This window comes from Bacillus sp. ChL18 (assembly GCF_026241425.1).
GTDB lineage: Bacteria > Bacillota > Bacilli > Bacillales > Bacillaceae > Bacillus > Bacillus velezensis.
Map to the genome: position 1 here is coordinate 345,451 of NZ_JAPHWE010000003.1, position 24,629 is coordinate 370,079.

24 protein-coding genes, 2 pseudogenes and 1 riboswitch are annotated in these 24,629 nt (G+C 46.4%); of the genes and pseudogenes, 14 read left to right on the forward strand and 12 right to left on the reverse strand.

Annotated elements, in window-relative coordinates; all coding sequences use genetic code 11:
- Positions 1-69: 69 nt before the first annotated feature.
- Entirely contained in the window at positions 70-2,223 is a 2,154-nt protein-coding gene (locus tag OQ477_RS18260) for an MMPL family transporter (RefSeq protein WP_265973424.1), read from the forward strand.
- Positions 2,224-2,257: 34 nt separating this feature from the next.
- Here OQ477_RS18260 and OQ477_RS18265 read toward each other — a convergent pair whose 3' ends face one another.
- The 4 genes from OQ477_RS18265 to OQ477_RS18280 form a co-directional block, all read right to left on the reverse strand.
- The gene (locus OQ477_RS18265; RefSeq protein WP_265973425.1) at positions 2,258-2,980 is read right to left on the reverse strand and encodes a gamma-glutamyl-gamma-aminobutyrate hydrolase family protein; all 723 of its coding nucleotides are present in this window, start codon (positions 2,978-2,980) and stop codon (positions 2,258-2,260) included.
- Positions 2,981-3,104: 124 nt separating this feature from the next.
- Entirely contained in the window at positions 3,105-4,733 is a 1,629-nt protein-coding gene (gene abc-f / locus OQ477_RS18270) for a ribosomal protection-like ABC-F family protein (RefSeq protein ID WP_265973426.1), read from the reverse strand.
- 276 nt (positions 4,734-5,009) lie between these two features.
- Entirely contained in the window at positions 5,010-5,537 is a 528-nt protein-coding gene (locus tag OQ477_RS18275) for a GNAT family N-acetyltransferase (protein WP_265973427.1), read from the reverse strand.
- Between the two features lie 116 nt (positions 5,538-5,653).
- Positions 5,654-6,511, reverse strand: coding sequence for a YitT family protein (locus OQ477_RS18280; RefSeq protein ID WP_007609718.1), 858 nt, complete (start codon positions 6,509-6,511; stop codon positions 5,654-5,656).
- A gap of 273 nt (positions 6,512-6,784) precedes the next feature.
- Here OQ477_RS18280 and OQ477_RS18285 point away from each other — a divergent pair, with 273 nt between their 5' ends.
- On the forward strand, positions 6,785-7,918 hold the full coding sequence (locus OQ477_RS18285; RefSeq protein WP_265973428.1) for a glycerol dehydrogenase: 1,134 nt from the start codon (positions 6,785-6,787) through the stop codon (positions 7,916-7,918).
- 146 nt (positions 7,919-8,064) lie between these two features.
- A complete protein-coding gene (locus OQ477_RS18290) occupies positions 8,065-9,276 on the forward strand; it encodes a Bcr/CflA family efflux MFS transporter (RefSeq protein ID WP_094296441.1) in 1,212 nt (403 codons plus the stop codon).
- Positions 9,277-9,304: 28 nt separating this feature from the next.
- On the opposite strand, the gene fabF is transcribed toward OQ477_RS18290, so the two are convergent.
- Positions 9,305-10,540: a beta-ketoacyl-ACP synthase II gene (gene fabF / locus OQ477_RS18295; RefSeq protein ID WP_101670057.1), complete on the reverse strand. Its 1,236-nt coding sequence runs from the start codon at positions 10,538-10,540 to the stop codon at positions 9,305-9,307.
- A 108-nt stretch (positions 10,541-10,648) separates the two neighbouring features.
- Between fabF and OQ477_RS18300 the strand changes: the two genes are divergently transcribed.
- Positions 10,649-11,488, forward strand: a complete 840-nt coding sequence (locus OQ477_RS18300; RefSeq protein WP_007409314.1) for a helix-turn-helix transcriptional regulator — start codon at positions 10,649-10,651, stop codon at positions 11,486-11,488.
- A gap of 41 nt (positions 11,489-11,529) precedes the next feature.
- Here OQ477_RS18300 and OQ477_RS18305 read toward each other — a convergent pair whose 3' ends face one another.
- Positions 11,530-12,273 carry a sulfite exporter TauE/SafE family protein gene (locus OQ477_RS18305; protein WP_007409313.1) on the reverse strand — a complete coding sequence of 248 codons (744 nt, stop codon included), beginning with the start codon at positions 12,271-12,273 and terminating at the stop codon, positions 11,530-11,532.
- A 157-nt stretch (positions 12,274-12,430) separates the two neighbouring features.
- Positions 12,431-12,889 carry a GNAT family N-acetyltransferase gene (locus OQ477_RS18310; RefSeq protein ID WP_265973429.1) on the reverse strand — a complete coding sequence of 153 codons (459 nt, stop codon included), beginning with the start codon at positions 12,887-12,889 and terminating at the stop codon, positions 12,431-12,433.
- A 131-nt stretch (positions 12,890-13,020) separates the two neighbouring features.
- Between OQ477_RS18310 and OQ477_RS18315 the strand changes: the two genes are divergently transcribed.
- From OQ477_RS18315 to OQ477_RS18330, 4 genes are all read left to right on the forward strand, one after another.
- On the forward strand, positions 13,021-13,842 hold the full coding sequence (locus OQ477_RS18315) for a MerR family transcriptional regulator (protein WP_265973430.1): 822 nt from the start codon (positions 13,021-13,023) through the stop codon (positions 13,840-13,842).
- Positions 13,843-14,056: 214 nt separating this feature from the next.
- Entirely contained in the window at positions 14,057-14,929 is an 873-nt protein-coding gene (locus tag OQ477_RS18320; RefSeq protein ID WP_044803011.1) for a DMT family transporter, read from the forward strand.
- Between the two features lie 176 nt (positions 14,930-15,105).
- Positions 15,106-15,723: an NUDIX hydrolase gene (locus OQ477_RS18325; RefSeq protein WP_265973431.1), complete on the forward strand. Its 618-nt coding sequence runs from the start codon at positions 15,106-15,108 to the stop codon at positions 15,721-15,723.
- 35 nt (positions 15,724-15,758) lie between these two features.
- Complete coding sequence (locus OQ477_RS18330; RefSeq protein WP_101670062.1) at positions 15,759-16,541, forward strand: class I SAM-dependent methyltransferase; 783 nt, start codon at positions 15,759-15,761, stop codon at positions 16,539-16,541.
- Positions 16,542-16,588: 47 nt separating this feature from the next.
- On the opposite strand, the pseudogene OQ477_RS18335 reads toward OQ477_RS18330, so the two are convergent.
- Together OQ477_RS18335 and OQ477_RS21100 are read right to left on the reverse strand one after the other, a co-directional pair.
- Positions 16,589-16,744, reverse strand: a pseudogene (locus OQ477_RS18335) (tartrate dehydrogenase); the annotation flags it as partial.
- Complete coding sequence (locus OQ477_RS21100) at positions 16,745-16,870, reverse strand: hypothetical protein (RefSeq protein ID WP_265973445.1); 126 nt, start codon at positions 16,868-16,870, stop codon at positions 16,745-16,747.
- A 111-nt stretch (positions 16,871-16,981) separates the two neighbouring features.
- Between OQ477_RS21100 and OQ477_RS18345 the strand changes: the two genes are divergently transcribed.
- A complete protein-coding gene (locus tag OQ477_RS18345) occupies positions 16,982-17,668 on the forward strand; it encodes a GntR family transcriptional regulator (protein WP_265973433.1) in 687 nt (228 codons plus the stop codon).
- Positions 17,669-17,808: 140 nt separating this feature from the next.
- A complete protein-coding gene (locus OQ477_RS18350) occupies positions 17,809-19,002 on the forward strand; it encodes a macrolide family glycosyltransferase (protein WP_265973434.1) in 1,194 nt (397 codons plus the stop codon).
- Positions 19,003-19,059: 57 nt separating this feature from the next.
- On the opposite strand, the gene OQ477_RS18355 is transcribed toward OQ477_RS18350, so the two are convergent.
- Positions 19,060-19,314 carry a hypothetical protein gene (locus tag OQ477_RS18355; RefSeq protein ID WP_265973435.1) on the reverse strand — a complete coding sequence of 85 codons (255 nt, stop codon included), beginning with the start codon at positions 19,312-19,314 and terminating at the stop codon, positions 19,060-19,062.
- A 231-nt stretch (positions 19,315-19,545) separates the two neighbouring features.
- Between OQ477_RS18355 and OQ477_RS18360 the strand changes: the two genes are divergently transcribed.
- Both OQ477_RS18360 and OQ477_RS18365 read left to right on the forward strand, forming a co-directional pair.
- Positions 19,546-19,815, forward strand: coding sequence for a hypothetical protein (locus tag OQ477_RS18360; RefSeq protein WP_265973436.1), 270 nt, complete (start codon positions 19,546-19,548; stop codon positions 19,813-19,815).
- Between the two features lie 136 nt (positions 19,816-19,951).
- A pseudogene (locus OQ477_RS18365) lies at positions 19,952-21,309 on the forward strand (serine hydrolase domain-containing protein).
- 52 nt (positions 21,310-21,361) lie between these two features.
- Here the strand turns inward: OQ477_RS18365 and OQ477_RS18370 are convergent.
- Positions 21,362-21,535, reverse strand: coding sequence for a hypothetical protein (locus OQ477_RS18370; RefSeq protein ID WP_170930476.1), 174 nt, complete (start codon positions 21,533-21,535; stop codon positions 21,362-21,364).
- A 196-nt stretch (positions 21,536-21,731) separates the two neighbouring features.
- On the opposite strand from OQ477_RS18370, the gene OQ477_RS18375 reads away from it, so the two are divergent.
- Positions 21,732-22,298: a YdhK family protein gene (locus tag OQ477_RS18375; protein ID WP_007409300.1), complete on the forward strand. Its 567-nt coding sequence runs from the start codon at positions 21,732-21,734 to the stop codon at positions 22,296-22,298.
- A 51-nt stretch (positions 22,299-22,349) separates the two neighbouring features.
- Here the strand turns inward: OQ477_RS18375 and OQ477_RS18380 are convergent, their stop codons facing one another.
- The gene (locus OQ477_RS18380) at positions 22,350-23,510 is read right to left on the reverse strand and encodes an MFS transporter (RefSeq protein ID WP_265973437.1); all 1,161 of its coding nucleotides are present in this window, start codon (positions 23,508-23,510) and stop codon (positions 22,350-22,352) included.
- Positions 23,511-23,564: 54 nt separating this feature from the next.
- Positions 23,565-23,664: riboswitch (purine riboswitch) on the reverse strand.
- Between the two features lie 176 nt (positions 23,665-23,840).
- Here OQ477_RS18380 and OQ477_RS18385 point away from each other — a divergent pair.
- Positions 23,841-24,557 (forward strand): GntR family transcriptional regulator, encoded by a 717-nt coding sequence (locus tag OQ477_RS18385; RefSeq protein ID WP_265973438.1) that lies wholly within the window; start codon positions 23,841-23,843, stop codon positions 24,555-24,557.
- The last annotated feature ends 72 nt before the right edge of the window (positions 24,558-24,629 follow it).

A 24,629-nucleotide genomic window follows, 5' to 3' on the forward strand; every position in this document is an offset into this window, starting at 1 on the left:
ATGTACGTTTTTTTTATGTGAATGTGAACTACAATTAGGCAGAAAGTAATGATTGGAGAGGAGTATTCGATGTCTGGTTTTTTATATAAATTAGGGGGATGGTCTGCCCGCAACCGATTAAAAATAATCAGTGCGTGGCTCGTGATACTGATCGCTTCGGTTGTGATCGCCATCTCGTTAAAACCTGCTTTTTCTGAGGATATGTCAATTCCCGACACACCTTCTGAAAAGGCAATGGATATGATTCAAAAAGAATTTTCAAAGGGTCCCGATAAAGGAAGCATCCGGGTTATTTTCGGAGCTGAAGATGGGAAAAAACTGACGTCAAAATCAGAAAAACAAGCGATCGAAGATACTTTAAAGAAGATCAAAACAGATCATTCAGTCGCTTCGATTGCAAGTCCTTTTGAGACAGGAACCATTTCTAAAGACGGATCAGTGGCATATGCCGATATTACGTACACAAAAGCGGCGGATGACATTACGGCCGCGTCTGTTTCACATATGAAACACAGTCTGTCTGCCGCAGGAGACAAGGGCCTGCAGACGGAGCTCAGCGGTGATGTCCCGGGGGCCGGTGTTGAGGTCGGCGGTGTATCTGAAATTGTCGGCGTTCTGCTGGCATTCGTCGTACTGGCTATTACGTTTGGTTCATTAGTCATAGCGGGGCTGCCGATTGTCACGGCCCTGATCGGATTAGGCGTAAGCGTCGCGCTGACGTTAATCGGGACACAGTTCTTTACGATAGCCTCGGTCAGTCTCTCATTATCCGGAATGATCGGCCTGGCCGTCGGGATTGATTATGCGCTGTTTATCTTTACGAAGCATCGTCAGTTTTTGGGCGAAGGTGTACAAAAAAATGAATCGATCGCTAAAGCCGCGGGAACGGCAGGCAGCGCCGTCGTTTTTGCAGGACTGACCGTGATCGTCGCGCTTTGCGGATTGACCGTTGTCGGCATTCCGTTCATGTCTGCCATGGGGTTGACAGCGGCACTCAGTGTGCTGATGGCTGTATTGGCATCAGTAACGCTGGTTCCTGCGGTGTTGTCAATCGCGGGAAAACGGATGATTCCGACATCAAATAAGAAGAAAGAAAAGAAAAGCGCCGGCACGAATGCCTGGGGGCGCTTCGTTACAAAGAAGCCTATTCTGTTAAGCATTTTCAGCATTATTCTTTTAGCCGTCATCAGTCTGCCGGCCATGCATTTAGAGCTGGGGCTGCCTGATGCGGGAATGAAAGCGAAAGACAGCCCGGATCGCCGCGCCTATGATCTTTTGTCTAAAGGATTCGGCGAAGGCTTTAACGGCAAGCTGACAATTGTTGCCGATGCAAAAGGGGTCAAGGGGAACAAAAGTGAAGCATTTCAAGACGCCGTGAACGAAATGAAGGACTTGCACAATGTGGCGAGCGTCACCCCTGCCATGCCGAACGAAAAAGGGGACTATGCCATCATTACGGCAGTGCCTGAAACCGGGCCGAACGATACGGCAACGAAAGAGTTGGTGCAGGATATACGGAAACTGTCAGACAAAAACGGCATCCGTCTGCTCGTCACCGGGTCAACCGCGGTGAACATTGATATTTCAGATCGGTTAAACGATGCCATTCCGGAATTCGCCATTCTTATTGTCGGGTTTGCATTTGTATTGCTGACCGTCGTTTTCCGTTCTCTTCTCGTGCCGCTTGCGGCCGTTCTTGGCTTTTTGCTGACAATGACCGCTACACTCGGCTTATCGGTATTCATATTGCAGGATGGGAATTTCACCGGCTTGCTCAGCATCCCGGAAAAAGGCCCGATTCTCGCCTTCCTGCCTATTTTAGCAATCGGTATTCTTTTCGGACTGGCGATGGATTATCAAGTATTCCTTGTCAGCAGAATGAGAGAAGAATATGTCAAAACAAAAAATCCGGTACAAGCCATCCATGCCGGATTGAAGCATAGCGGACCTGTCGTAACAGCGGCGGGGCTGATCATGATTTTCGTCTTCGCGGGATTTGTTTTCGCTGGGGACTCTATGATCAAATCCATGGGATTGGCAATGACCTTCGGTGTTCTTTTCGATGCGTTCATTGTAAGAATGACCATCATTCCGAGTGTCATGAAGCTGATGGGACATGCGGCCTGGTACTTGCCGAAGTGGCTGGATAAAATCATTCCGAACGTGGATATCGAAGGCCATAAGCTGACACAAGGCAAAACACCGGAGAAACCGGAAGAATAAAATGAAAAAGCAGATCGTTTTGATCTGCTTTTTTTTATGTGCTGACCGCATCCATAAAAAGAGAAAAAAGCTTTTTCATGTCTTCATGCTTTTTTGTCAGCATTTCGGGATGCCATTGCACGCCGACGACAAATAATTCACCCGTCCGTTCAATCGCTTCAATGGCCCCGTCTTTCGCATAAGCAGCGGCTTTAAACGAAGGCGCCGTCTCTTTTATGATCTGGTGATGGAATGAATTCACCCGCGCTGAATCGCCAAACAAGGTATGGAGACGTGTCCCTTTTTCAAAAGAAACATGATGGGTTTTTAACGGCGGATCTTTTTCTTGGTCATGCTTAATGTCAGCAAATGAAGCGTGTGTCAGGTCTTGATATAAAGTTCCCCCGAAAGTGACGTTTAGCATATGCATCCCCCGGCAGATGGCCAGAATCGGCTTCTCTAAAGCAACCGCCGTGAGAATCAGCTCCTTCTCGTAGGCGTCCCGATCAGGAAAGGTCTTTCTTAAAGCCTGTAAAGGTTCTTCGCCGTAAAACAGCGGGTCTATATCCTGGCCGCCGGTCAGAATGATGCCGTCAACATGAGAGACCTGTTCCTTTAAAAGCGCCGTCTCTTGAATCACCGGCAATATAAACGGCACACCGCCGGCCTCAGAAACAGACTGAATATAATCATTATTGACATATGCCCGATTATAACCCGGGAAAGGACCGGATTGATCAGCCATAATGTTTCCCGTAATTCCGATGCGTTTGGCCATTCTTCGTCCCCCTGAACCATGCTAATAATAAATCTGAACGTAGGTTGTACAAATCAGTTTGAAATTATTCTTCATGATACGTGAACTTTCCAAAACAAAACCCGTGACACACGGGTTTTTACATTTATTTCAATTTCTTGATTTCTTCCGTCAGCTCTTTGAATTTTTTATCAAGCTCACGATATTGTTTATCAGCCGGAGTCATGAAGCTGAGTTTTCCGAGGACTTCCTGCCGTTCGGTTTCAAGCTTTAATCGCAGTTCTTCAGCATCGTCCCTGACGGAGGGAGATTCTTTCCATTGTTTTCGGACGCTGCCGTTTGAGATATCAAGCCGGATGTCCGTCGTCTTTTCGACAAAGTAACGATCATGAGATACGATGATGAGCGTTCCGTCGTATCGGGCCAAAGTGTCTTCAAGCTGCTCGCGTGACGGCAGATCAAGGTGGTTTGTCGGCTCATCCAGAATCAGCACGTCTTTCTCTTCCAGAATAAACGCCATCAGTTTGCATTTGACCCGCTCTCCCATGCTCATCTTGCCGATGGGTTCCGTCCATTGCGCTGCGGTAAATCCTAAATGCTTCATGAGGGATTGAACATTTCCCCTTGCTTCGAACGTTTCTTTGTAAAAAAGCTGTTCGGGGGTTTTATCAAGCGGAAGGTCGAATACTTCCTGGGTTAGATATCCGACATTTGCAGACGGAGAAATCCATATGCCGCCCTGCGCTTTTTCCTTACCGAGGATGACCTTCAATAATGTTGTTTTCCCGCTGCCATTCGGGCCTGTAATCGCAATCTTTTCACCGTGCATCACAGTGAAATTCACGTTTTTGAAAAGCGTTCGGCCGTCATATGACTTTGTGACATCCCTTACTTCTAAAAAACGCTTTCCCGCTTTTTTGCGGTGCTCAATGGAAAAACGGACTTCATACTCCGCTTCAACCGGTTCTGCTTTCGCTTTTTCAAGCTCTTTTTCAAGACGCTTCTGCTTTGATTTAATCTGGGCGTCCGTGCGTTTTGCTTTTACGCGATGGTATTCTTTAAATCCTTCTATTTTCGTTGATTGGGCGTGGGCTTTTTTCGACCAGGCGCTCAGCTCGTTCATTTGAGCTTCAATCCGTCTGATCATATGCTGCTGATTCTCATATTCCCGCTGCTGTGTCAGCCTTCTCTGTTTGCGGACCTCCATATAGCTTGAATAATTCCCTTTATGCTCAATGAGTTTCTTTCCTTCGATGGCCCAGATTTTTGTCGCCGCTGCATCAATAAAAGCACGATCATGCGAAACAAAAATAATGGTGCCTTTGTAATTCTTGATCTGATTTAGCAGTATTTCTAAACTGTGCTGATCGAGGTGGTTCGTCGGCTCATCTAATAACAAAAGGCTGCTTGAGGAGGAGAAACCTTTGGCAAGACGGGCTTTCAGTTTTTCTCCGCCGCTCAATTGCGAAAAGGCGCGTGCGGGCACGTTCCACTTTTCTAACAAGGCTGCCTCCGCAGGCTCTGGATGGCCGGAATCATAAGCTTCCGTTTCTTGTTCCACCATATATATGTTCACATCTTGCATCATCTGGATCTGTCCTTGTGACGGCGCTTTTTGATTGCAGATCAATTGCAGCAATAAAGATTTGCCGGCGCCGTTTTTACCGATAACGCCGATGATGTCACCTTGCTGAACGCTCGCGCTGATCTGATCAAAAAGGGGAACGCTGTTGATTTCATAACTGATGCCGCTTATTTTTAACATTTCTTTCATATGTCAATCCCTCGCTTTTAAGGGAGGACAAAAAAATCCTCCCAATTGATTTGGAAGGATTAGCCGTACCTGTGCATGATCAAATAAGCTATTTTTACATAGCTTTCGTATCGTATAGAAAATGGGCAGACTAATCCTATTTTTTCTGATTTGAAATATTTGATTTCAAACGGTCAAAATAAGATTAGTTAATCATTGTCCACCCATCATCCCTTCGTGTTTGTTACGAACAGTGTAGCACACACTTATCTGTAAAAGCAAAGGGTATAAGCCTTTTTATTCCAGGTTGGAGACTTCCCACTCTTCTTCTAAAACGGCATAATAATATTCATCCCACCATTCATTATCATGGAGAATGCATTTTTTAAAAAAGCCTTCCCGTCTCATCCCGATCTTTTCCATCACCCGGTGCGAAGCCGTGTTTTCCGGCTGACATGTCGCAATGATCCGGTGTAATTTCATCTTGTTAAACCCGAATGCCAGCACGGCTCGCGCCGCCTCTGAAGCATATCCTTTGCCCTGGTATTCCGGGTGAAACACCCAGCCGATTTCATACGTATGATCGCCAAAATACTGAAAAAAAGCAATGTGGCCAATGACCGTTTTCTCATCCTTCAATAAAACGGGAAACTTCCCGGCATGTTCACCGCTGTTTTCAGTAACGAATTTCCTGGCATCATCTTCGGTAAAGACACCCTCTGGTATATATTTCATGACATTCGGATTTGATGTGTACGCATAGACATCCTGCCAATCTTCCGGTTCAAATGTGCGAATTACGAGCCTGTCAGTTTTGATATTCATTTTTTATGTTCCTCCATCAAAAAAGGTTTCATTTACTACTTCGATTGAAAGATGTAAAAACCTTTGAGCGGGGAAGAGCCGAATAAAAAAAGCCTGCAGCTATACACTGCAGGCGGTTATTTTTCATTTGCGGCGGCGGGCAGGTTTGTAAACCCGAATTGCCCTCCGACAGCTTCTTTTACTTCATGAATAACGATAAATGATTTCGGGTCAATTTTTTGAACATGTTTTTTGATTTTCAGCAATTCGTTCTTTTTAATGACAACATAGATAATGCGCTTGTCTTTGCTGCCGTAATACCCGTATCCGTAAAAAATCGTCGCCGCGTTGCCGTACTCGGAGGTGATGGCTTTGGCGATTTCTTCGTATTGGTCAGACATAATGGTGAGGGCTTTTTTATTATGGAAACCCTCAATGACAATATCGACGATTTTGGCGCACAGATAAACGAATATAAACGTATACAGCATATGATTGAGGCCGATCGCTAAAACGGATGCGAAAATGATGACACAATCCATATAAAACATGCTTTTCGAGATGTTAAAGCCCTTTGTGTAATTTAATAAATACGCCAAAAGCGTGGTTCCGCCGGTAGATCCGTCAGCGATAAAGATCAATGCCAGCCCCGCTCCCATCAGCAGAGCGCCGAATACAATCCCGAGCACCATGTCGTGCACGCCGAATGGAATAAAGCTGACGATGCTGAGAAAAACAGAAGTCATTCCCGTCCCGAGTATCGTGTATAAAATCGTTTTTTTCGTTAAAAATTTATAAGCAAGCCCGATAAAAATCAAATTTACAACCAGAGTCGTAATACTTGCAGGTATATGGAAAAGATAATATAACACGAGAGCGATTCCCACGGTGCTGCCGTCCCCTAAATGATTCGGGATGACGAAAAATTCCACGGACGCCGCGATAAGAAAGGCTCCGGCCATAATCATCAGTATATCCTTGCAAATGTTCTTCATGTGCAAACCTCCTCCGCAGTCAAAAATATATATAAAACAAAAACGCCTCAAAAATTATCCAGCAGAACTAAATAATTTTTAAGACGAATCATTCACAATCTCGTTTGTTCATTCAGTAAAGAATGATCAGCTTCAATATCGAAGATTATATAGACACCTTCACATCTTGTCAATGCCGTGAAAATTGATTTTTCTGCAGTGTATATGAGGTTTAAATCAAGTTAAAACGAGGAATTATATCAGAAGAGTTTTCATTTCTATAAGAGAAATGTAATGAGAGACAACGAAGAAGGGATGATGACATTGGAACGAATTTTTATCAGTCCGGCCAAATACGTGCAGGGAAAAAACGCCATTGAAACGATCGGCGGACATCTGGAGGGCGTTGGTGAAAAAGCCGTCGTCATCGCGGACAAAACCGTATGGGATATCGCGGGCCACAAGGTGACTGCTGAATTAAAGAAAAGCAATATTTCTTCTGAAGAGGCGGTTTTCAACGGCGAAGCCTCCCAGGAAGAAATGAAAAGAATTGCCGGCATCGCGGAAAAAGCAGGCGCGACTATTGTCATCGGAGTCGGCGGCGGTAAAACGCTTGATACGGCCAAAGCCGTATCAGATGAAATAAACGGCTATACCGTTATCGTGCCGACGGCCGCTTCAACGGATGCTCCGACAAGCGGGCTGTCTGTCGTGTATTCTGAACAAGGCGCGTTCGAAAACTATCGTTTCTATCATAAGAATCCTGACCTGGTTCTGGTCGATACGAAAATCGTCGCGGAAGCTCCGCCGCGCTTTTTAGCATCAGGGATTGCCGATGCGATGGCGACGTGGATAGAGGCGCGCAGTGTCATCGCCAATGGCGGTAAAACGATGGCAGGCGGAATTCCGACAATCGCCGGAGAGGCTATCGCGGAAAAATGTGAAGCGGTATTATTCAAATACGGCCGTCTCGCTTATGAGTCTGTGAAAGCGAAAGCCGTTACGCCCGCATTGGAAGCGGTGGTTGAAGCCAATACACTTCTGAGCGGACTGGGATTTGAAAGCGGCGGCTTAGCTGCGGCGCATGCCATTCATAACGGATTTACCGCGCTTGAAGGTGAAATCCATCACTTGACCCACGGTGAAAAAGTGGCATTCGGCACGCTCGTTCAATTGGCGCTGGAAAAACGCTCGCTTGAGGAAATTGAGCGGTATATCGCGTTTTATATCAGCTTGGGGCTGCCTGTCACACTTGAAGACATCAAATTGAAAGACGCATCTAAAGTGGACATTATGAAAGTGGCAGAAGCCGCGACGATTGAAGAAGAAACAATTCATGCCGCTTTTGACGTGACGGCTGACGACGTGGCGGATGCCATTATAGCGGCTGATCAATACGCAAAAGCATTTAAAGAAAAACACGCGTAAAACCTTTTACCGTGTGACCCGGGACCAAGGGCTGTAACAGCCCTTGGTTTTTTTTGTGCCCTTTGAAAACTTTTAAAAATAAAGAAAAAATTATGATACAATATACAAATGTTTTGAGAGATTGACAAAGGAAAGGTGGGAACGATATGCTGCATAATCCGACCGGTAAGGAGCGGCTTGCGCTGGCTTTTCTTCTCGGAATGCTTGCGATACTGGGGCCGCTCAATATAGATATGTATCTGCCGAGTTTCCCTGAAATCGCTGAAGATTTAAGCGCCCGCGCATCGCTTGTCCAGCTCAGTTTAACCGCTTGTCTGATCGGACTGACAATCGGACAGGTTGTTGTCGGCCCGTTAAGTGACGCGAAGGGAAGAAGAAAACCGTTATTACTATGTATTTTTTTATTTGCGTTGTTTTCTCTGTTTTGCGCGCTTGCACCGAACATTGCAACACTAGTGATTGCCCGTTTTCTTCAAGGATTCACCGCTTCGGCAGGACTCGTTTTATCCCGTGCAATCGTCAGAGATGTGTTTACGGGAAGAGAGCTTTCTAAATTTTTCTCGCTGCTGATGGTCATTACCGCCGTCGCGCCGATGGTGGCTCCGATGACGGGAGGCGCGATTTTACTGCTTCCGTTTGCATCATGGCATACGATTTTTCTCTTTTTAACGTTTATCGGTTTTTTGCTTGTAATCATCATTGCGCTCAAGCTGACAGAAACCCTGCCGCCGGAAAAGCGGATTCCGAGCTCCATCGGAAATTCCGTGCGGACAATGGGAAGTCTGCTGAAGGATCGGTCATTTATCGGCTATGCGCTGACGGTCGGTTTTATTCACGGCGGGAGCTTTGCGTATGTCTCCGGAACGCCTTTCGTGTATCAGGATATTTACGGAGTATCGCCTCAGGTATTCAGTGTTTTATTCGGCATAAACGGTCTGGCGATCATTACCGGAAGCTTTATCATCGGGCGTTTCGGCGGGATCATTCACGAAAAAAGCCTGCTGAGAATCGGCGTGATTACAGCGATGACGGCGACTGCCGTTCTGCTCGTCATGACAATCATTCACGGGCCGCTGGCGGCACTGGTGATTTCAATTTTTATTTATATGATTACGATCGGCATGACGCTGACAAGCACCTTTACATTGGCGATGGAAAAGCAGGGACACCGCGCGGGAAGCGCAAGTGCACTGCTCGGCATGCTTCCGCTTCTTCTCGGTTCCATCGTGTCGCCGCTTGTGGGGATGAATGAAGCGACGGCCGTCCCGATGGGGGCAATTATGTTCACGACATCCGTTATCGGTTCCATCGCTTTTTTCGCCTTAACAACAAAACCGGAGAAAGCAAAAAAGGAGTGAAATGATTCACTCCTTTTTTTGATGCCCGCTATTCATATTTCTTCAGCACGATCGCCGAATTATGTCCGCCAAAGCCGAATGAGTTGGAAAGGCCGATCGTTAACGATTGCTGGCGGGGCCCGTCTGCTACATAGTCCAAATCACATGCCGAATCAGGGTGCTGCAGATTGATCGTCGGCGGAATGATGCCGTGTCTCAAGCTTTCTGTCAGAGCGATGGCTTCAACTCCGCCTGCCGCGCCAAGCATGTGGCCGAGCATTGATTTGTTGGCCGTAACCGGAATGTCATACGCAAGCTCCCCGAATAATGTCTTGATGGCCAACGTTTCAGAAAGATCTCCGGCTTTTGTGCTTGTCGCATGGGCGCTTACGACATCAATGTCTTCCGCTGAAACGTTCGCCTTTTTCAAAGCGTTTTTCATCGCCAGGTATGCGCCCGTTCCTTCCGGATGGGAGGCCACCATATGATAGGCGTCAGAGCTCGCGCCGTAGCCGAGCACCTCACAAAGGATCGGGGCGTTTCGGCTGATTGCGCTATCCAATGATTCCAATACTAAGATGCCCGCGCCTTCACTCATGACAAATCCATCGCGATCCGCGTCAAACGGACGGCTTGCCGCGGCGGGGTCTTCGTTTCTCGCTGACAGCGCATGGGCATTGCCGAAGCTGGCTAATGACAAATTCGTAATCGCCGCTTCCGCTCCCCCGGCAAACATGATATCTGCGTCATCATTCCGAATGGCGTTGAATGCTTCCCCGATCGACGTATTGCCGATGGAACACGCGGTGACGGGAGAAAGTGAGGGGCCGAGCGCGCCTAATCTGATGCTGATTTGAGCGGCGGCCGCGTTTGAGATCATCATGGGGACAAGGCTTGGGCTCACTTTTCGCGCTCCCCGTTCATTTAAAGTATGAACGTTATCAATCAAAGTCGTGATGCCGCCGATTCCCGAGCCGACGTACACGCCGAGGCGTTCACGGTCAATCTGATCGAGCTGAATCCCGGAGCTTTCAAGCGCCTGTTCCGCTGCCGCTAAAGCAAACTGGCTGAAACGGTCAAGCCGTCTCGCTTCTTTTCTGCCCCATCTTTCTTCTGCGTCAAAATCACGGACGGTACCGGCTATTTTTGTCTTTGAGCCGGAGACATCAAACGAATCGATGAAAGAGATTCCCGATTTTCCTTCCGTCAGGTGTTTCCAAAATGTATGCACATCATTGCCGAGAGGTGAAATCACTCCCATTCCGGTGATCACAACTCTTTTCATGGTCATTCCTCCTTCGGTATGTATTTATTGTAACTCGCAATTATCCTATTACAAGTTGTAGATTATCCTAGTATAATGAATACCAGGGTAAGAGAGGAGAGATTCGGTATGATACCAGAAGGAAGATTGCAGGCGCTCTCAGAGTTTTTAAAAACGCAGCGGGCTAAAATTTCTCCGCAGATGGCCGGGCTGCCGATGGGCACACGGAGAAGAACGCCCGGACTCCGAAGAGAAGAGGTCGCGCAATTAGCCGGCGTAAGCACCACGTGGTATACGTGGCTGGAGCAGGGCAGAGACATTAAAGTGTCCGCAGCCGTATTGGACGCCGTTTCCGATGCGCTGCAGCTCAACAAAGATGAGAGAAATTATTTATACGCACTTGCCATTGAGGAGGGCGTGAAGCAGCCGTTTGCCGCGGAGGAAGAAGCGGTTATCAGCCCGTCGCTTTCAAAAATCCTGCAGGAGCTCCGTTATTGTCCCACCATTATCTCGGACAGGCGGTGTCATATCGTGGGATGGAACCAGGCCGCGGCTCACGTGTTTTTAGATTTTGAACAAATTCCTCCTGAAAAACGGAATCTCATAGAGTTATTGTTTTCCAGAAAAGAATTAAGAAGTTTAGCCGTGAACTGGGAGCACTTTGTGAAAGGATTCATTGCCATTTTCAGAACGTATTACGGCCAGTATGTAGCTGATACGTGGTATTCTCAGTTTATAGAAGAAATGGAGAAAACGTATTCGGAATTTCATACGCTGTGGAATGAGAGCGAAGTCAGCTCGGCACCCGAAGTATTAATTGAGTTCCGCCACGCGAAGGCGGGAAAAATGGTCTTTAACCTGACTTCATTTCAGGTTCAGGGCAACAGTGATCTGCGCTGCAGTGTGTATACGCCGGTAGATCATACCGAAACGGAAGCAAAGCTGAAAAAGCTCTTCGAAAACAGATGAAGAACAGAAAAAAACGGGAGGCGGCCGCCTCCCGTTTCAGTTTAAAATAAAAGCATGAGACCGGCGATGGCCGGTGTTAAAAAGATGGCTGATTTCAGAATGACTTTCGGCACGAGGTTGGTGAATTTCGCGCCGACATATGCGCCGCACATCGTTCCGATCAGCACTTTAACCAACAGCATATAATCGACAAATCCTTCCGTCACATAACCGAGTCCTCCGCCGACCGCAAGCGGGATAATGACAAGCATGGTGGTGCCGACCGACTGGCGGATGGATAAGCGTAAAAGAATCATTAAGCCGATTTGGATAAAAGGGGCAGAGCCGATGCCGAACGTTCCGGACAAGATTCCTGCGATGACACCGAGTACAACGGCTTTCACCCATATATTCAGATTGCTTTGCCGTCCGGAATCTTCTTGTGTTTCTTTTACAATAAATAACCGGACTAAAATAAGCAGAGCAGATAAAAACAGCATGCCCGCCGTCAAGTAATGCAGCAAATCTGCGGGGATAAGGGAAGTAAGCCTTGCCCCGAAAAACGAACCGAATGCCGCAAAAACGCCGACGATGAGGCCGATTTTCATCTGAATATTGCCTTCACGGTAGTGGCTGAAAGCCCCCGATAAACTTGTGAAAGCCATTCCGGCAAGGGAGGTGCCTAAAGCCGTATGAATCGGTACGTGAAACAGTATAGTTAAAAGTGCAATGACAAAACCGGCTCCCCCGGCGCCGATAAACCCGAGAATAATCCCGAGAAGAAACATAACGAGTATAATAAGCACAATCTTCTCCTCCATTTAGATGCCTGATCACCATGTTCCGCTCCGCTGTATCAGGTTCTAATAATCGACCGTAGTCCGTCGACCGTCGTCTAATATCTTTATGTTACCTCAAATTTAAGGTATTGGCAAGAAGCCGAATCGCTTTTATACAGAGGGTTTAAAGCTCTTTCACCATCACTTTTTCCCCGTTTGAGTCCAGCTCTCCATTGAATAAGAAGCCGAATTTTTGATAAAGCCGCAATGCGTGCACGTTATCTTCAAACAGGCTTAAATAAATCCGTCTGCAATCATATATTCGAACGAGATGGCGGATTAGGCCATCAAGCAACAGCTTGCCCAATCCCCGTCCCTGATAGCGTTCATCAATAAAAAAACGATCAAGCCACACTCTGCCGTTTTCATTTTCCTCATCATATTCCGGAAACCATCCGTACATGGCAAAGCCGACCAATTCCCCGTTAACATAAAGACCGGCCGGCTGATAATGCCGGCAATCCTCAGAATCTTGTAAGCACTCTTCCGCGGTTTCAATAAATGAAGTCTGGCTTTCCCTTACATGAAGCGCCAGTATATCGGCACGGTTTTTTTCTGTGACTGCTCTGATTTCAATCGTCATACTTGATACTCCTCTTCCGCTTTTTTTGAGACGGTAAAGCTTTCAGTGCGTAAGCCATTTGTGAATCAGCCTTCTCTCGGATACAATGATCATCATAAAGGATATGGTTACCGTATAGTCAAGGAGGCATTATGAGCGAAGACGTCAGAAAATACTTCACAACGGGTGAATTTGCAAAACTGTGCCACGTAAAAAAACAAACCCTGTTCCATTATGACGAGATCGGCCTGCTTTCTCCGGAAATCAAAAAAGCGAATGGATACAGATACTATTCCTATCATCAATTCGAACTGTTCCAGGTCATCGGTCTGTTTAAGGAGGCCGGCGTGCCCTTGAAGCAGATCAAACCGCTCTTAACAGACAAAACCCCTGAGGGTATCATCACGCTTTTAAAAGAGAGATCTTCAGAAATCGAAAGCAAAATCAAAAAGCTGGAGCACCTGCATGGGATGATTCAGACAAAGGTGAAGCTGACCGAACAAGCCTTGGAGACAGACTTTTCCTCCGTCTCATTGCAGCGATTAGATGAAGAGACACTTATGATAGGACGACCCGTACTCCATTTGCCAGAACGGCAATATACTGCCGCCATTTCCGAATTGATCCGCTATATGCGGGTACATGAGCTCGATCAGGGGCATCCGGTCGGCGGACTGTTTGCGCGGGAGCAGATTCTGAAAAAAGAATTCTACAACTACACCCATTTTTATATGAAGACAGATGAAGGCATCGAGAATAGAGACCTCCATATCAAGCCGAAAGGGCTTTATGCCGTCGGGTACCAAATAGGGGATGAAGCGGAAGCGGCTTACCGCAGCATCATGCAGTTTATTGAAGAGTATGGGCTGGAAATGGGCGATTATGCATATGAAGAATATATGCTTGATGAGGTTGTGGCGGACGGGTTTGACAATCAGACCACAAGAATCCAGCTGCAAGTCCGCAATCCATAAAGCCGATGCCGCCGTTCATTTACGTCTTTTAACAAACCTTGTATAATGAGAAAATCAGATTGCAATTGAGGTGAAACACGATATGTTTCTAGCGCCCTTATTTGAACATGATGTACCGGCAGCACTTCTCCGCCCTTAATGGAGGAAAGTGACTGCGCTTCTCTCCGTTAGGGCATATAACGTGACCTAATATGATAACGGAGGGTGCATCAAATTGAAAAATACATTGTTCGGTTCGATTTATTTGGCATTGGCCGCCAGTATCTGGGGCGGTATGTATGTCGTTGTAAAAGTTGTGGTAGCGGTCATTCCGCCGCTTGAACTGGTATGGCTGAGATATGCGGTGGCGCTTCTTTCGCTTTTGATTCTCAGTTTGTTTACACGCCAATCCTGGAAAGTTCATAAACGTGATTTATTACTGATCGCTGCGATCGGATTGATCGGCAACACGATTTCGATCGTCACGCAGGAAATCGGCACGAAATTATCAACCGCGCAGATGGGTGCGATTATTACGGCATCCACTCCCGCATTTATGGTTGTATTTGCCCGGCTGATGTTGAAAGAGCGGTTAACGCTGAAAAAAGGAATATCGACAGGGCTGGCGACGATCGGAGTATTGCTCATTGTGGGGAACGGAGATCTCGATATGTCGAGCCAGCTCGGCGGTCTCTCGCTTCTGGCTGCGGCGCTGACATGGGCTTTGATGTCCGTGCTGATGAAACGGGTTCCCGGCCATTACTCACCGCTTGTGGTCACAACGTATTCCATTTGCGTCGCATTTGTCATCCTGACCCCGTTTACAGCGGGCCCGCTTCAGGAGATTCCTTTGTCTCAGCTTGCCCGGCCTGAGATATGGGGCGGACTTTTATATTTGGGTGTGATCTCAACCGCCTGCGCGTTCATGCTTTGGAATCGCGGATTGCAATTGCTGAATGCGGCAAGCGGCGGTCTGTTTTTCTTCTTTCAGCCGCTTTCCGGAACATTGCTCGGCTGGCTGCTGCTGGGAGAGACGATCGGAGGAACCTTCTGGATCGGAGCGGCTCTTATTGTTTCAGGCGTCGTTCTTGTCATGAAAGAAAAATAGAAAATGAAAAAAAAGCCATTCAGCAAATGAGTGGCTTTTTTCTGTTTTCCCGGCAGGATTCGCCCCTCCATAAACAGAAAACAAGGAGCAGAAACGGATCATGGGCACCGGTACTCTCAAGGTGCAATACCCGGACCCTCAGGGTTTCGTCAATTAACATAACGGGCGGTGAAAAAATGGAGCCAAAATGGCTAGATTGGGCAAAACAGCTTCAATCCGCGGCGCAAGCGGGGCTGGCTTATTCCAAAGACATATATGATATTGAGAGATTTGAAGAAATAAGAAAAATAAGCGTGGATATCATGGCGCATCATACCGGCATCGACAAAAGGGTCATAAAAGACGTATTCGCCGGTGACACGGGCTACCCCACTCCGAAAGTTGATATCAGAGCGGCAGTTTTTAAAGATCAGAGCATATTAATGGTAAGAGAGAAAAGCGACGGCAGATGGGCGCTGCCGGGCGGATGGGCTGATATCGGGTTTTCTCCGGGCGAGACCGCTGTCAAAGAAGTAAAAGAGGAGTCGGGAATCGACGTAAAGCCCGTTAAACTGTTAGCTGTAATGGATAAGAAATGCCATTCCCATCCGCCGTCCGCTGCCCACGTTTACAAAGTGTTTATCAAATGCGAGATCATCGGCGGCCGGCTCAGGGAGGGAACGGAAACAAGCGCGGCAAGCTTTTTTGCGGAGACGGAACTGCCGCCGCTATCTGAAGCCCGCAATACGGAAAGTCAGATTGAAAGGATGTTTGCATATCTCAAACATCCGGACGAACCCGTTTATTTTGATTAAGGCAACAATCAGAAAGAAAAGGGGCCCCGAGTATCATGGAGGATTCAATTAAACAGCAGGCGCAGCGGCAATTTGCCAAAAACGCCGCGAAATATGTGACTAGTCCAGGACACACTGCAGGAGAGGATTTGGCGTATCTCGTTTCAGCTTCCGGTGCCGAAAAGCATATGGACGTGCTGGATATCGCGACGGGAGGCGGACATACGGCTAACGCTCTCGCTCCTCTCGTACGCTCTGTTATCGCATATGACCTCACGGAAGAAATGTTAGCCGCCGCTGAAGCATTTATAACCGGAAACGGATGGACGAACGTGTCATTCGAAAAAGGCGATGCTGAAAAGATGCCGTTTTCCGATGCTGCTTTCGATATCGTCACATGCAGAATCGCGGCGCATCATTTTCCCGATGTCAGAGCCTTTGTTCATGAAGCGTTTCGGGTTGTCAAACCGGGCGGCAGACTGCTTCTCATTGACAATACCGCACCTGAAAAGGATGAATATGACCATTTTTATAATGACATTGAAAAGAAACGGGATCAGAGCCACTTTCGGGCGTGGAAAAAAACAGAATGGCTCCGTTTTCTGGAGACAGCCGGCTTCCGGATTGAATCCGCTGTCTGCTTTTTGAAACCATTTCAATTTACCGTCTGGTGTGAACGGGCAGGCCTGACTGAAGAGAAAGCCGCATTACTGGAAAAACAGATGCTGGATGCTCCTCGTGATATACAGCGGTTTTTTTCTGTAGAAAAGGATCAATCAGGCCGTATTGCGGACTTCACAGGTGAATCGGCCTGTTTCTGCGCGGTCCGTCCCGTCTGAGACGAAAAAAACCGCTGTGCAGTTTTCCTGCCCGCGGTTTTTTCGTATTATCTGTTCTTGATTTGAGAAATAATAGCGGAAGTGACGTCTTCCGTTGAATGTTTTCCGCCGACATCAGGAGTCAGAATGCCGCTGTTTGTGACCGTTTCAATAGATTGTAAGAGGAGATGGCCCAGTTCCTCTTCTCCGAATGAATCGAGCATTCATTTGAAATCAAAGGCAATGCCTCCAGGTAATTCGGCGATCGCGTTCAACACCGGCTCCGCTTGCGGAACTGCTTCTTTCCCTACACCGTCCCCCGGTATGCTGGCAATCTTGTATGTTTTCATGTTTCCGTCACATCCGATATGCTGACAAGCCCGGGAATGTTGCTTCCATAGATAAACTGTTATATGATCTTGGTAACAATAAGGCCTAAATTGTATGAAGAGGTAGGAAAGATGGATAATTTTAAATTAGATAAGCCAATCCCGTATTATCTGCAATTTTATTCCCAATTGAAAAAAATGATATTTGACGGGATTTTTAAACCGGGTGAACGGCTGAATGAGACTCAGCTGGCCAAGGATTTCGGAGTCAGCCGGTCGCCGGTCAGAGAAGCCATGCGGCTCCTTGAAAAGGACGGGCTTTTGACGGCAGACGATCGAAACGGCTTTGTCATTTATTCTTTGTCCGTTAAGGATGTTGAAGAGATTTATAAAATCAGAATGTCACTTGAATCACTGGCGGTCGAACTGGTTATTGATGAAGCGGCTGAGAGTGAAATTGACCTCATTGAAAAACAGCTGCGGGAAACGGAAGAAGCCATCAATAAAGGCGTCAAAGAGACTGAGATTATTTCCTTAAACGAGTCGTTTCATCGGCTCCTTGTGGATTTCAGCCGCAACAGCCGGCTGGCCATGCTGCTTGAGCATGTCAATGTGCTGATTCATTTTTGCAGAGTTCTTAATTTTAGAGGCGATGACCGTGCGGAGGTTATCCTGCATGAGCACCGGAAAGTCTTTGAAGAAATAAAAAAGGGCGATAAAACAAAAGCCGTGCAATATATGACGGAGCATCTCAAGCATGATGAAGAACATCTGAAAGGCGTGCTCAAAGCGGGAGAAACAGACGAATCATCACGATAGACAAGGTGAAAAGCCTTGTCTTTTTTTGCCGATGTCATCGAACCGTCATAAAGACCTGACGGATGTTCCTTGCATGATTTTTTCCGCGTCATTTATGATGGATATGGAAGAGACGCAAAAAAAGCAAAGGAGTTTGAAAAATGGCGAAACATATTCTGATGATCAATTTTCCCGCAGAAGGACACGTAAACCCGACTTTGGGTATGACAAAGGCCTTCAGCGAACGGGGCGATCACGTTCATTATATCTCAACGGAAAAATACAAAAGCAGACTGGAAGGAGTAGGGGCGAAAGTTCATCTTCACAGCGATCTGCTCAGAATGACACCTATTGATCCCGGCAGTCCGTCCGGCATACTTGCATTTTTAAAGGTTCATATCAAAACGTCACTGGAGATTTTACATATTGTGCAGAGGCTGGCAGAGGACATTCAATTCGACGCCGTCTATTATGATAAATTCGGTGCGGGAGAGCTGGTGCGGGATTATCTCAACATTCCCGGCATCTCTTCTTCAGCATCCTTCCTGTTCAATGAAGACCGTCTGAAAATACTGCCGCTCCATCCGGAATCGGGCGTGCCGTTTCAGCCGGACAGGGAATGTGAAGAGCTGTTAGCCGAGATGAAAGACAAATACGGTGTCGCCCCTGACAGCATGGTTCAATTTATGAACAACACAGGTGAATTGAACGTCGTCTATACAAGCAGATATTTTCAGCCCGAAAGTGAGACATTCGGAGATGAGTATTTATTTATCGGTCCGAGTTTTCCGAAGAGAAAAGGGCGCGTCGACTTCCCGATTGACTCATTAAAGAATGAAAAAGTCATTTATATCTCAATGGGAACGGTGCTCGGGGACACAGAAGCGTTTTTCAATCTGTGCATAGACGCGTTCTCAGATTTTGAAGGAAAAGTAGTCATTGCCGCCGGGGAAAAAGCCGATCTGTCGAAAATCAAACAGGCGCCGGAAAACTTTATCATCACTCCGTACGTGCCGCAGCTTGAAGTGCTGGAGCAGGCCGACGTGTTTGTCACGCATGGCGGAATGAACAGTGTAAATGAAGGCATTCATTATCAAGTGCCGCTGGTGGTCATCCCGCACGATAAAGACCAGCCGATGGTTGCGCGCCGCCTGACTGAATTGGATGCAGGCTATACAGTGCAAAAAGATGAAGTAAGCGCTGAAAAGGTAAGGCTTGCCGCGGAAGAAGTGCTGCATAACGGAAAATACAAACAAGGCATTCAAGCCATTAATGAAAGCTTTAAAGAATGTACGGACATGAAGGATGTCCTTGCCCGGATCGACCGGTTTATTGAACAAAAACATGCTCAATAATACATGGAAAAAGCCTGTTTCCTCTGCCAAAGGGAAACAGGCTTTTTATAATGGCTTTTAGATGATGTGATGTTCTTCATTTGCAAGTTTCACAAGAGTCAGAAGAGATTCTGCCTCACGTGCGTCGAGTGTTTTTGCCAGACGGTTTTTTTCAAAGATCTGCTGGCCGAAGACATCCACTGACGCCTGGTCAACCGCCGTGTGCCAGTTCTTTTGTGAATGATTCTCAGAAAAAGAGAAAACGAACACGGCAAAGACCGCTATAAGCATCGCCATGACCCAAAATTTTTGCCGATTTCCTGCTGCTGACATAGGCCGCCTCCTAAACATTTTACTGGTATTAGATCATATATGAGCTGTTTTTAACAGAGTAAAGAAGTCATTTTTTCATGTAGTCCAAATGAAACGGAGCACAGCCGAAAGCCCGCCGGTCAGGCCGATGAGCCAATTCATATTTTGTTCATATTTTATTAAAAGTTTATCCAAGCTTGTCCTTTACAGTAGATATAACCACAAAATGCCGCTGAAAGGAGCCTTTAAAAAATGCATATTTATATGATCAACAAAAACCAGTTTGAGAGTGACTTGGAGGCGGCCGGCTTCAGCCGTCAGGCAGATGATATTATCGGCAAAATGAAAGAGTACGTAACGGAATACGCGGCTTCATCCGAACGGTTCCTGATTGAAATTCAAACCGTCATGAACGAATACAAAGCCGTCGTCTGCGCGATGTTTTCGACCATGGAAATTGCCGGTGCAAATAAAGACGAGAAGCATGTTGAATTTGAAGCCTGCACAGTATTTTGTGAATAAAAGACATTCATCAAACCTCCGCGGCTGCCTGAACGGCAGTATAACGACTGGTGTTTCGAGAAGGAAAAATATTGAAACTTCTAAAGCGGCCGTTCGTATAAAAGAGTAAATCAGCTTGTATATGGAGGTTCGTGAAATGAACGATAAGAAAAAACAAGCTTTTGAACAGCTTTTCAGCACTTTAGACGAAAGACATGAAATAAACGGCGCTGTATTGGCAGCGGAAAACGGCCGCATCTTATACCAGGGTTCATTCGGCGCTGCAGAACTGAAAACAAAGAGGATGCTGAATGACCAATCGGTCTTTAAATTGGCCTCAGTATCGAAGCCGTTTACAGCTTTGGGCGTTATCATTTTAGAGCAGCAAGGGAAGCTGCGTTATGACGATATGATAGAGCGATGGCTTCCTGATTTTCCTTATCCGGGCATTACCATTCGGCATTTACTCCATCATACGTCAGGATTGCCGGACTATATGGAGTTGTTCTTAACACATTGGGACCGGGACAGAATTGCCGTTAATCAAGATGTGATCAATATGCTTAAGCAGCATAAACCGGATGCTTATTTCCCGCCGGGCAAGGAGTGGCTTTACAGTAATACGGGGTATGTGGTGTTAGCGGTTATTATAGAAATTGTATCAGGCATGAGTTTTGCTGAATTTATGAAACAAGCCGTATTTCATCCGCTTCGTATGCACGATACGCGGATTTATAACAGAAGGCTGAGTAAAGAAAACATTCCGAACTATGCATATGGCTATGTGTATGATGTTCATTCCGGAGAATATGTGCTGCCGGATGAACTTGAGGAAACCGATTATGTCGTCTTTCTTGACGGGATTCAAGGTGACGGAACCGTTAACTCCGCTATAAGAGATTTATATCTGTTTGATCAGGCTCTTTATACAGAAGAAATCATCAGCAAAGAGTCTAAAGATCAAGCGTTTACACCGGGCTATTGGATTGAAGAAGAGCAATTCGGATACGGATTTGGCTGGATGATTCAAAACAGCCGGCAAAAAGGGAAGATTATCAGTCACGACGGAGGCTGGCCGGGCTATTCAACTTTGATGATCCGGTATATTGACCAGAATAAAACATTGATTTATCTAAGCAATATGGAACAATCGTATCAATTTGAACAAGCTGTAATTGCCGCGGCTGTAAACATCTTATTTGATCAGCCATACGTGATTCCGAAACGTCCGGCAGATCAGAAAAAAGCAGATATCGATCCTGCGTTTTACAGCAGATTTACCGGCAATTACTCATTTCAGGATGACACACATGCATCGGTGGCGGTAAAAGAAAACCGATTGTATCTTACAATAGACGGGCAGACACCATTCGAATTATTCCCAATGACGGAAACCCGTTATTTTGTCAGGGCGCTGCCGCTTGAAATTGAATTTGCAGGTGATAAAGCACAAACAGCCCCCATTTTGTTTTATATCAGGACGGCACAGAAGAAACGGCTGTGCGGATAGATTGAGTGACATGCAAAACAAAACCGCCGTCCTGAGAAGACGGCGGTAATAGAAAGGTCAAACCCCTTTGATGACGCGAAATTTTCTTTTCGGCTCTGACATAAATATAGAAGAAAAAATCATAGCTCCGAGCATTGTGATGTATTCCATATAAAGCGAAACTTCTGCCAAAAGCAACCCCGCAATCATTAAAACAGCGCCCAATACCACCGCAAAAACCTTCGTTTTCATGATGAGTTCCCCCTATTATCTGATAATTGAATTATACTGCATCTCCATTAATGTGTACATTTTGTGAACAATTTCACCTGATGAAAGGCAATAAAGAGAGATTTGAAGAATTAGGAGAAATGACAGGCCATCTTTTTGTTTTACTGAAGAAACGAAAGGGAAAGTGAAAAATCAAAAAGGCAAAGGAGTTCTTGAAATGAAAGCGAGACTATTTTTATTCAGCATGTTTCTCCTGATCCCCGTTCTGGCGCTTGCCGGATGCAACAGCCAATCTTCAGGAGGAAGCGAAAAAGCGAAAGACAAAGAAACGCACTCTCACGAAGACATGAATCACTCAGGTTCATCCGAGGTGCCGAAAGGTTTAAAGAAGGCCGAAAATCCGACTTATAAGGTCGGCAGTGACGTCATGATTTTAGCTTCTCATATGAAAGGCATGAAAAATGCGCAAGGAACCGTAAAAGGTGCTTATGATACAACGGTTTACAGTGTATCTTACACTCCGGAAACGGGGGGAAAGCGCGTCGAAGATCATAAATGGGTCATTCAGGAAGAGCTGAAGGGCGCCGGTGATAAAACGTTAAAACCGGGTGACAAGGCCGTGATCGAGGCATCCCATATGAAAGGCATGAAAGGCGCCGAAGCCGTTATTGATTCAGCCAAAAAGACAACGGTTTATATGGTCGACTATACACCGACTGACGGCGGCCAAAAAGTAACCAATCATAAATGGGTGACAGAAGACGAGCTTGCTGCCGCAAAATAAAAAGACCGCAAAAGCCGAAGGAACTCCTTTGGCTTTTTTGCGGTCTCACATTTATGCGGATTTTCTTTTCAAAGCGGGTCTCGTTAAAGAGAATACAGCTAACGCGACAGCGATAATGACAATCAAACCGCCGCACCAGGCTGTTGCTGTGACAGAACCGGTTTGTCCGATCACGCCGCCGCCGATGGCTGACCCGAGCGCGATGCCGATCTGCAAAGCGGACGTGTTGAAGCTTTGCTGAATATCGGAAGACTCAGGCGCAATTTTGATTAAATAGCTTTGCTGCGCCGGCGCAAGGCTCCAGCTGAGCAATCCCCAGATCACCATCGCAGGCAGGAAAATGATTAAAGAAACCGTTGTCAGCGGAAGAATAAACAGGATCAGAGCGAAAGAAACGGTCACAAGCATGATGCTTTTAAATGCCCCTAAACGGTCATACAGCCAGCCTCCGAACGGGCCGCCGCATACCGCTGACAGACCGAACAAAAAGTAGCATACACTGATCCAAACGGAACTCAAATGAAGCGTTCTTTCCAAAAAAGGCGCAAAGTAGGCATAGAGTGTGTAATGCCCCGCCAATGTAAACAAGGTGACAAGATGTGCGCTGGCAATTTTGGCGGTCCCGATCGTCTTAATCTGCTCACGAAACGGAATCATTTTTTCAGCAGGTATTTTTTCGAAAAAGACGCTGATAATCAGCATGGAAACGAGAGATAATACGCCGATTCCCAAGAACAGAACGCGCCATCCGAAGGCATTGCTGATGATAATGCCGACAGGCACGCCTAAAGCGATTGCGGAGCTGAACCCCATGAAAATGATGCCGATCGCCCGCGCTCTGTATTCAGGCGCCACGATTTTAGGAGCAATCGTTAAAGAAAGGACGACAATCAGCCCTGTGCTCATAGAAGCGAGAACCCGTGACACCATAAGTACGGCGAAATTGGGACTGAAATAAGCGACCAGATTACTTAGGAAGAAAATAAACAGTGCGATTAAATAAAGCCGCTTTCGTTCAGCCTTTGCCGTCACTGCCAAAAGCAGCGGGCCGGATACCGCATAACCGAGCGCAAACACGCTGATCAGCTGCCCTGCGCTGACGATGGATATATTTAAGTCGGAAGCGATTTGCGGAAGAATACCGCCCACAATTAGTTCAACCAATCCGACTGCGATGGTAGATGCTGCAAGCAGAAATACTTTGAAATTCATGTACAGATACTCCTTTTTTTATTTTTTAGAAAATAAAAAATCCTGATTACAAAAAGTGTACGGGACAATTTTTGTAATCAGGATTTTACGGTTCCTGGTAGACACCCTCAAACCATATCATTGAGGTTATACAATGTATGCAATATTCGGTTGTGTCCGTTTCTGCAAAAATTCTACCATAATAGTGAGGGAGATTCCATAGAAAATTCGAGGAAATCCTTTCAATTTCAATATCGGCGGCTGTAACGTCATTGATGAAGCAGGGAAAAAAATTTATGATAACCGTAAGGAGTCTATACAGATCAAACATTATACAGCCGGAGGAAACCGATGAATAAGTACGAAAAAATCGCCAACGAAATGAGAAAGAGGATTAAAAGCAGTGTATATGACATAGATCAGCCGATCCCGGATGAAAAGACGCTCGCTGCGGAGTTCGGGTGCAGCCGGATGACGATGAAGCGGGCGCTTGATACACTTGCGGCTGAAGGGATGCTTTTCAGAAAAAGAGGGCACGGCACGTTTATCATTCAATCAGCCATGCAGGATGAGCACGTTCACGTAGTCAGCAACGAAATTCTCGGCCTGAGCAATTTGTTAAAAGGAAAGAATATCAAGAGCAAGGTCATCCGGTTTGAAGTGCAGTTTCCCTCTCAAGATGTCGCCGCACATTTGGCCATCGATGAAAAGACTCCCGTCTATAATGTAGTAAGGCTCAGAATTGTTGAAGGCGAACCGTACGTTCTTGAAAAAACGTACATGCCGGCGAGCCTTATACCCGGCATTAATGACGAGGTGCTCAACCATTCTATCTATGATCATATTACGCGGGAACTGCATCTCAAAATCGCAGGCTCACATAGAAAAATCAGAGCGTGCAAGTCGGATGATATCGATCAGCAACATCTCGGCTGCCGGCCGGATGACCCGATACTTGAAGTCGAGCATGTAGGCTTTTTGGACAACGGCACTCCCTTTGAATATTCATTTTCCCGCCACCGTCATGACAAGTTTGTCGTGACCTCAGTCAATATAAAACGTTCATAAAAGCGCCGAAGAGTGAGAGAAAAACTCACTCTTTTTTTGTTGCCGCTGATTTACATCTCCGCTTCTTTTATG

Coding starts and splice junctions, on each gene's coding strand:
- OQ477_RS18260 (WP_265973424.1), top strand. CDS start 70: ATGTCTGGTTTTTTATATAAATTAGGGGGATGGTCTGCCCGCAACCGA.
- OQ477_RS18265 (WP_265973425.1), bottom strand. CDS start 2,980: ATGGCCAAACGCATCGGAATTACGGGAAACATTATGGCTGATCAATCC.
- abc-f (WP_265973426.1), bottom strand. CDS start 4,733: ATGAAAGAAATGTTAAAAATAAGCGGCATCAGTTATGAAATCAACAGC.
- OQ477_RS18275 (WP_265973427.1), bottom strand. CDS start 5,537: ATGAATATCAAAACTGACAGGCTCGTAATTCGCACATTTGAACCGGAA.
- OQ477_RS18280 (WP_007609718.1), bottom strand. CDS start 6,511: ATGAAGAACATTTGCAAGGATATACTGATGATTATGGCCGGAGCCTTT.
- OQ477_RS18285 (WP_265973428.1), top strand. CDS start 6,785: ATGAGAGACAACGAAGAAGGGATGATGACATTGGAACGAATTTTTATC.
- OQ477_RS18290 (WP_094296441.1), top strand. CDS start 8,065: ATGCTGCATAATCCGACCGGTAAGGAGCGGCTTGCGCTGGCTTTTCTT.
- fabF (WP_101670057.1), bottom strand. CDS start 10,540: ATGAAAAGAGTTGTGATCACCGGAATGGGAGTGATTTCACCTCTCGGC.
- OQ477_RS18300 (WP_007409314.1), top strand. CDS start 10,649: ATGATACCAGAAGGAAGATTGCAGGCGCTCTCAGAGTTTTTAAAAACG.
- OQ477_RS18310 (WP_265973429.1), bottom strand. CDS start 12,889: ATGACGATTGAAATCAGAGCAGTCACAGAAAAAAACCGTGCCGATATA.
- OQ477_RS18315 (WP_265973430.1), top strand. CDS start 13,021: ATGAGCGAAGACGTCAGAAAATACTTCACAACGGGTGAATTTGCAAAA.
- OQ477_RS18325 (WP_265973431.1), top strand. CDS start 15,106: ATGGAGCCAAAATGGCTAGATTGGGCAAAACAGCTTCAATCCGCGGCG.
- OQ477_RS18330 (WP_101670062.1), top strand. CDS start 15,759: ATGGAGGATTCAATTAAACAGCAGGCGCAGCGGCAATTTGCCAAAAAC.
- OQ477_RS21100 (WP_265973445.1), bottom strand. CDS start 16,870: ATGAAAACATACAAGATTGCCAGCATACCGGGGGACGGTGTAGGGAAA.
- OQ477_RS18345 (WP_265973433.1), top strand. CDS start 16,982: ATGGATAATTTTAAATTAGATAAGCCAATCCCGTATTATCTGCAATTT.
- OQ477_RS18350 (WP_265973434.1), top strand. CDS start 17,809: ATGGCGAAACATATTCTGATGATCAATTTTCCCGCAGAAGGACACGTA.
- OQ477_RS18355 (WP_265973435.1), bottom strand. CDS start 19,314: ATGTCAGCAGCAGGAAATCGGCAAAAATTTTGGGTCATGGCGATGCTT.
- OQ477_RS18360 (WP_265973436.1), top strand. CDS start 19,546: ATGCATATTTATATGATCAACAAAAACCAGTTTGAGAGTGACTTGGAG.
- OQ477_RS18370 (WP_170930476.1), bottom strand. CDS start 21,535: ATGAAAACGAAGGTTTTTGCGGTGGTATTGGGCGCTGTTTTAATGATT.
- OQ477_RS18375 (WP_007409300.1), top strand. CDS start 21,732: ATGAAAGCGAGACTATTTTTATTCAGCATGTTTCTCCTGATCCCCGTT.
- OQ477_RS18380 (WP_265973437.1), bottom strand. CDS start 23,510: ATGAATTTCAAAGTATTTCTGCTTGCAGCATCTACCATCGCAGTCGGA.
- OQ477_RS18385 (WP_265973438.1), top strand. CDS start 23,841: ATGAATAAGTACGAAAAAATCGCCAACGAAATGAGAAAGAGGATTAAA.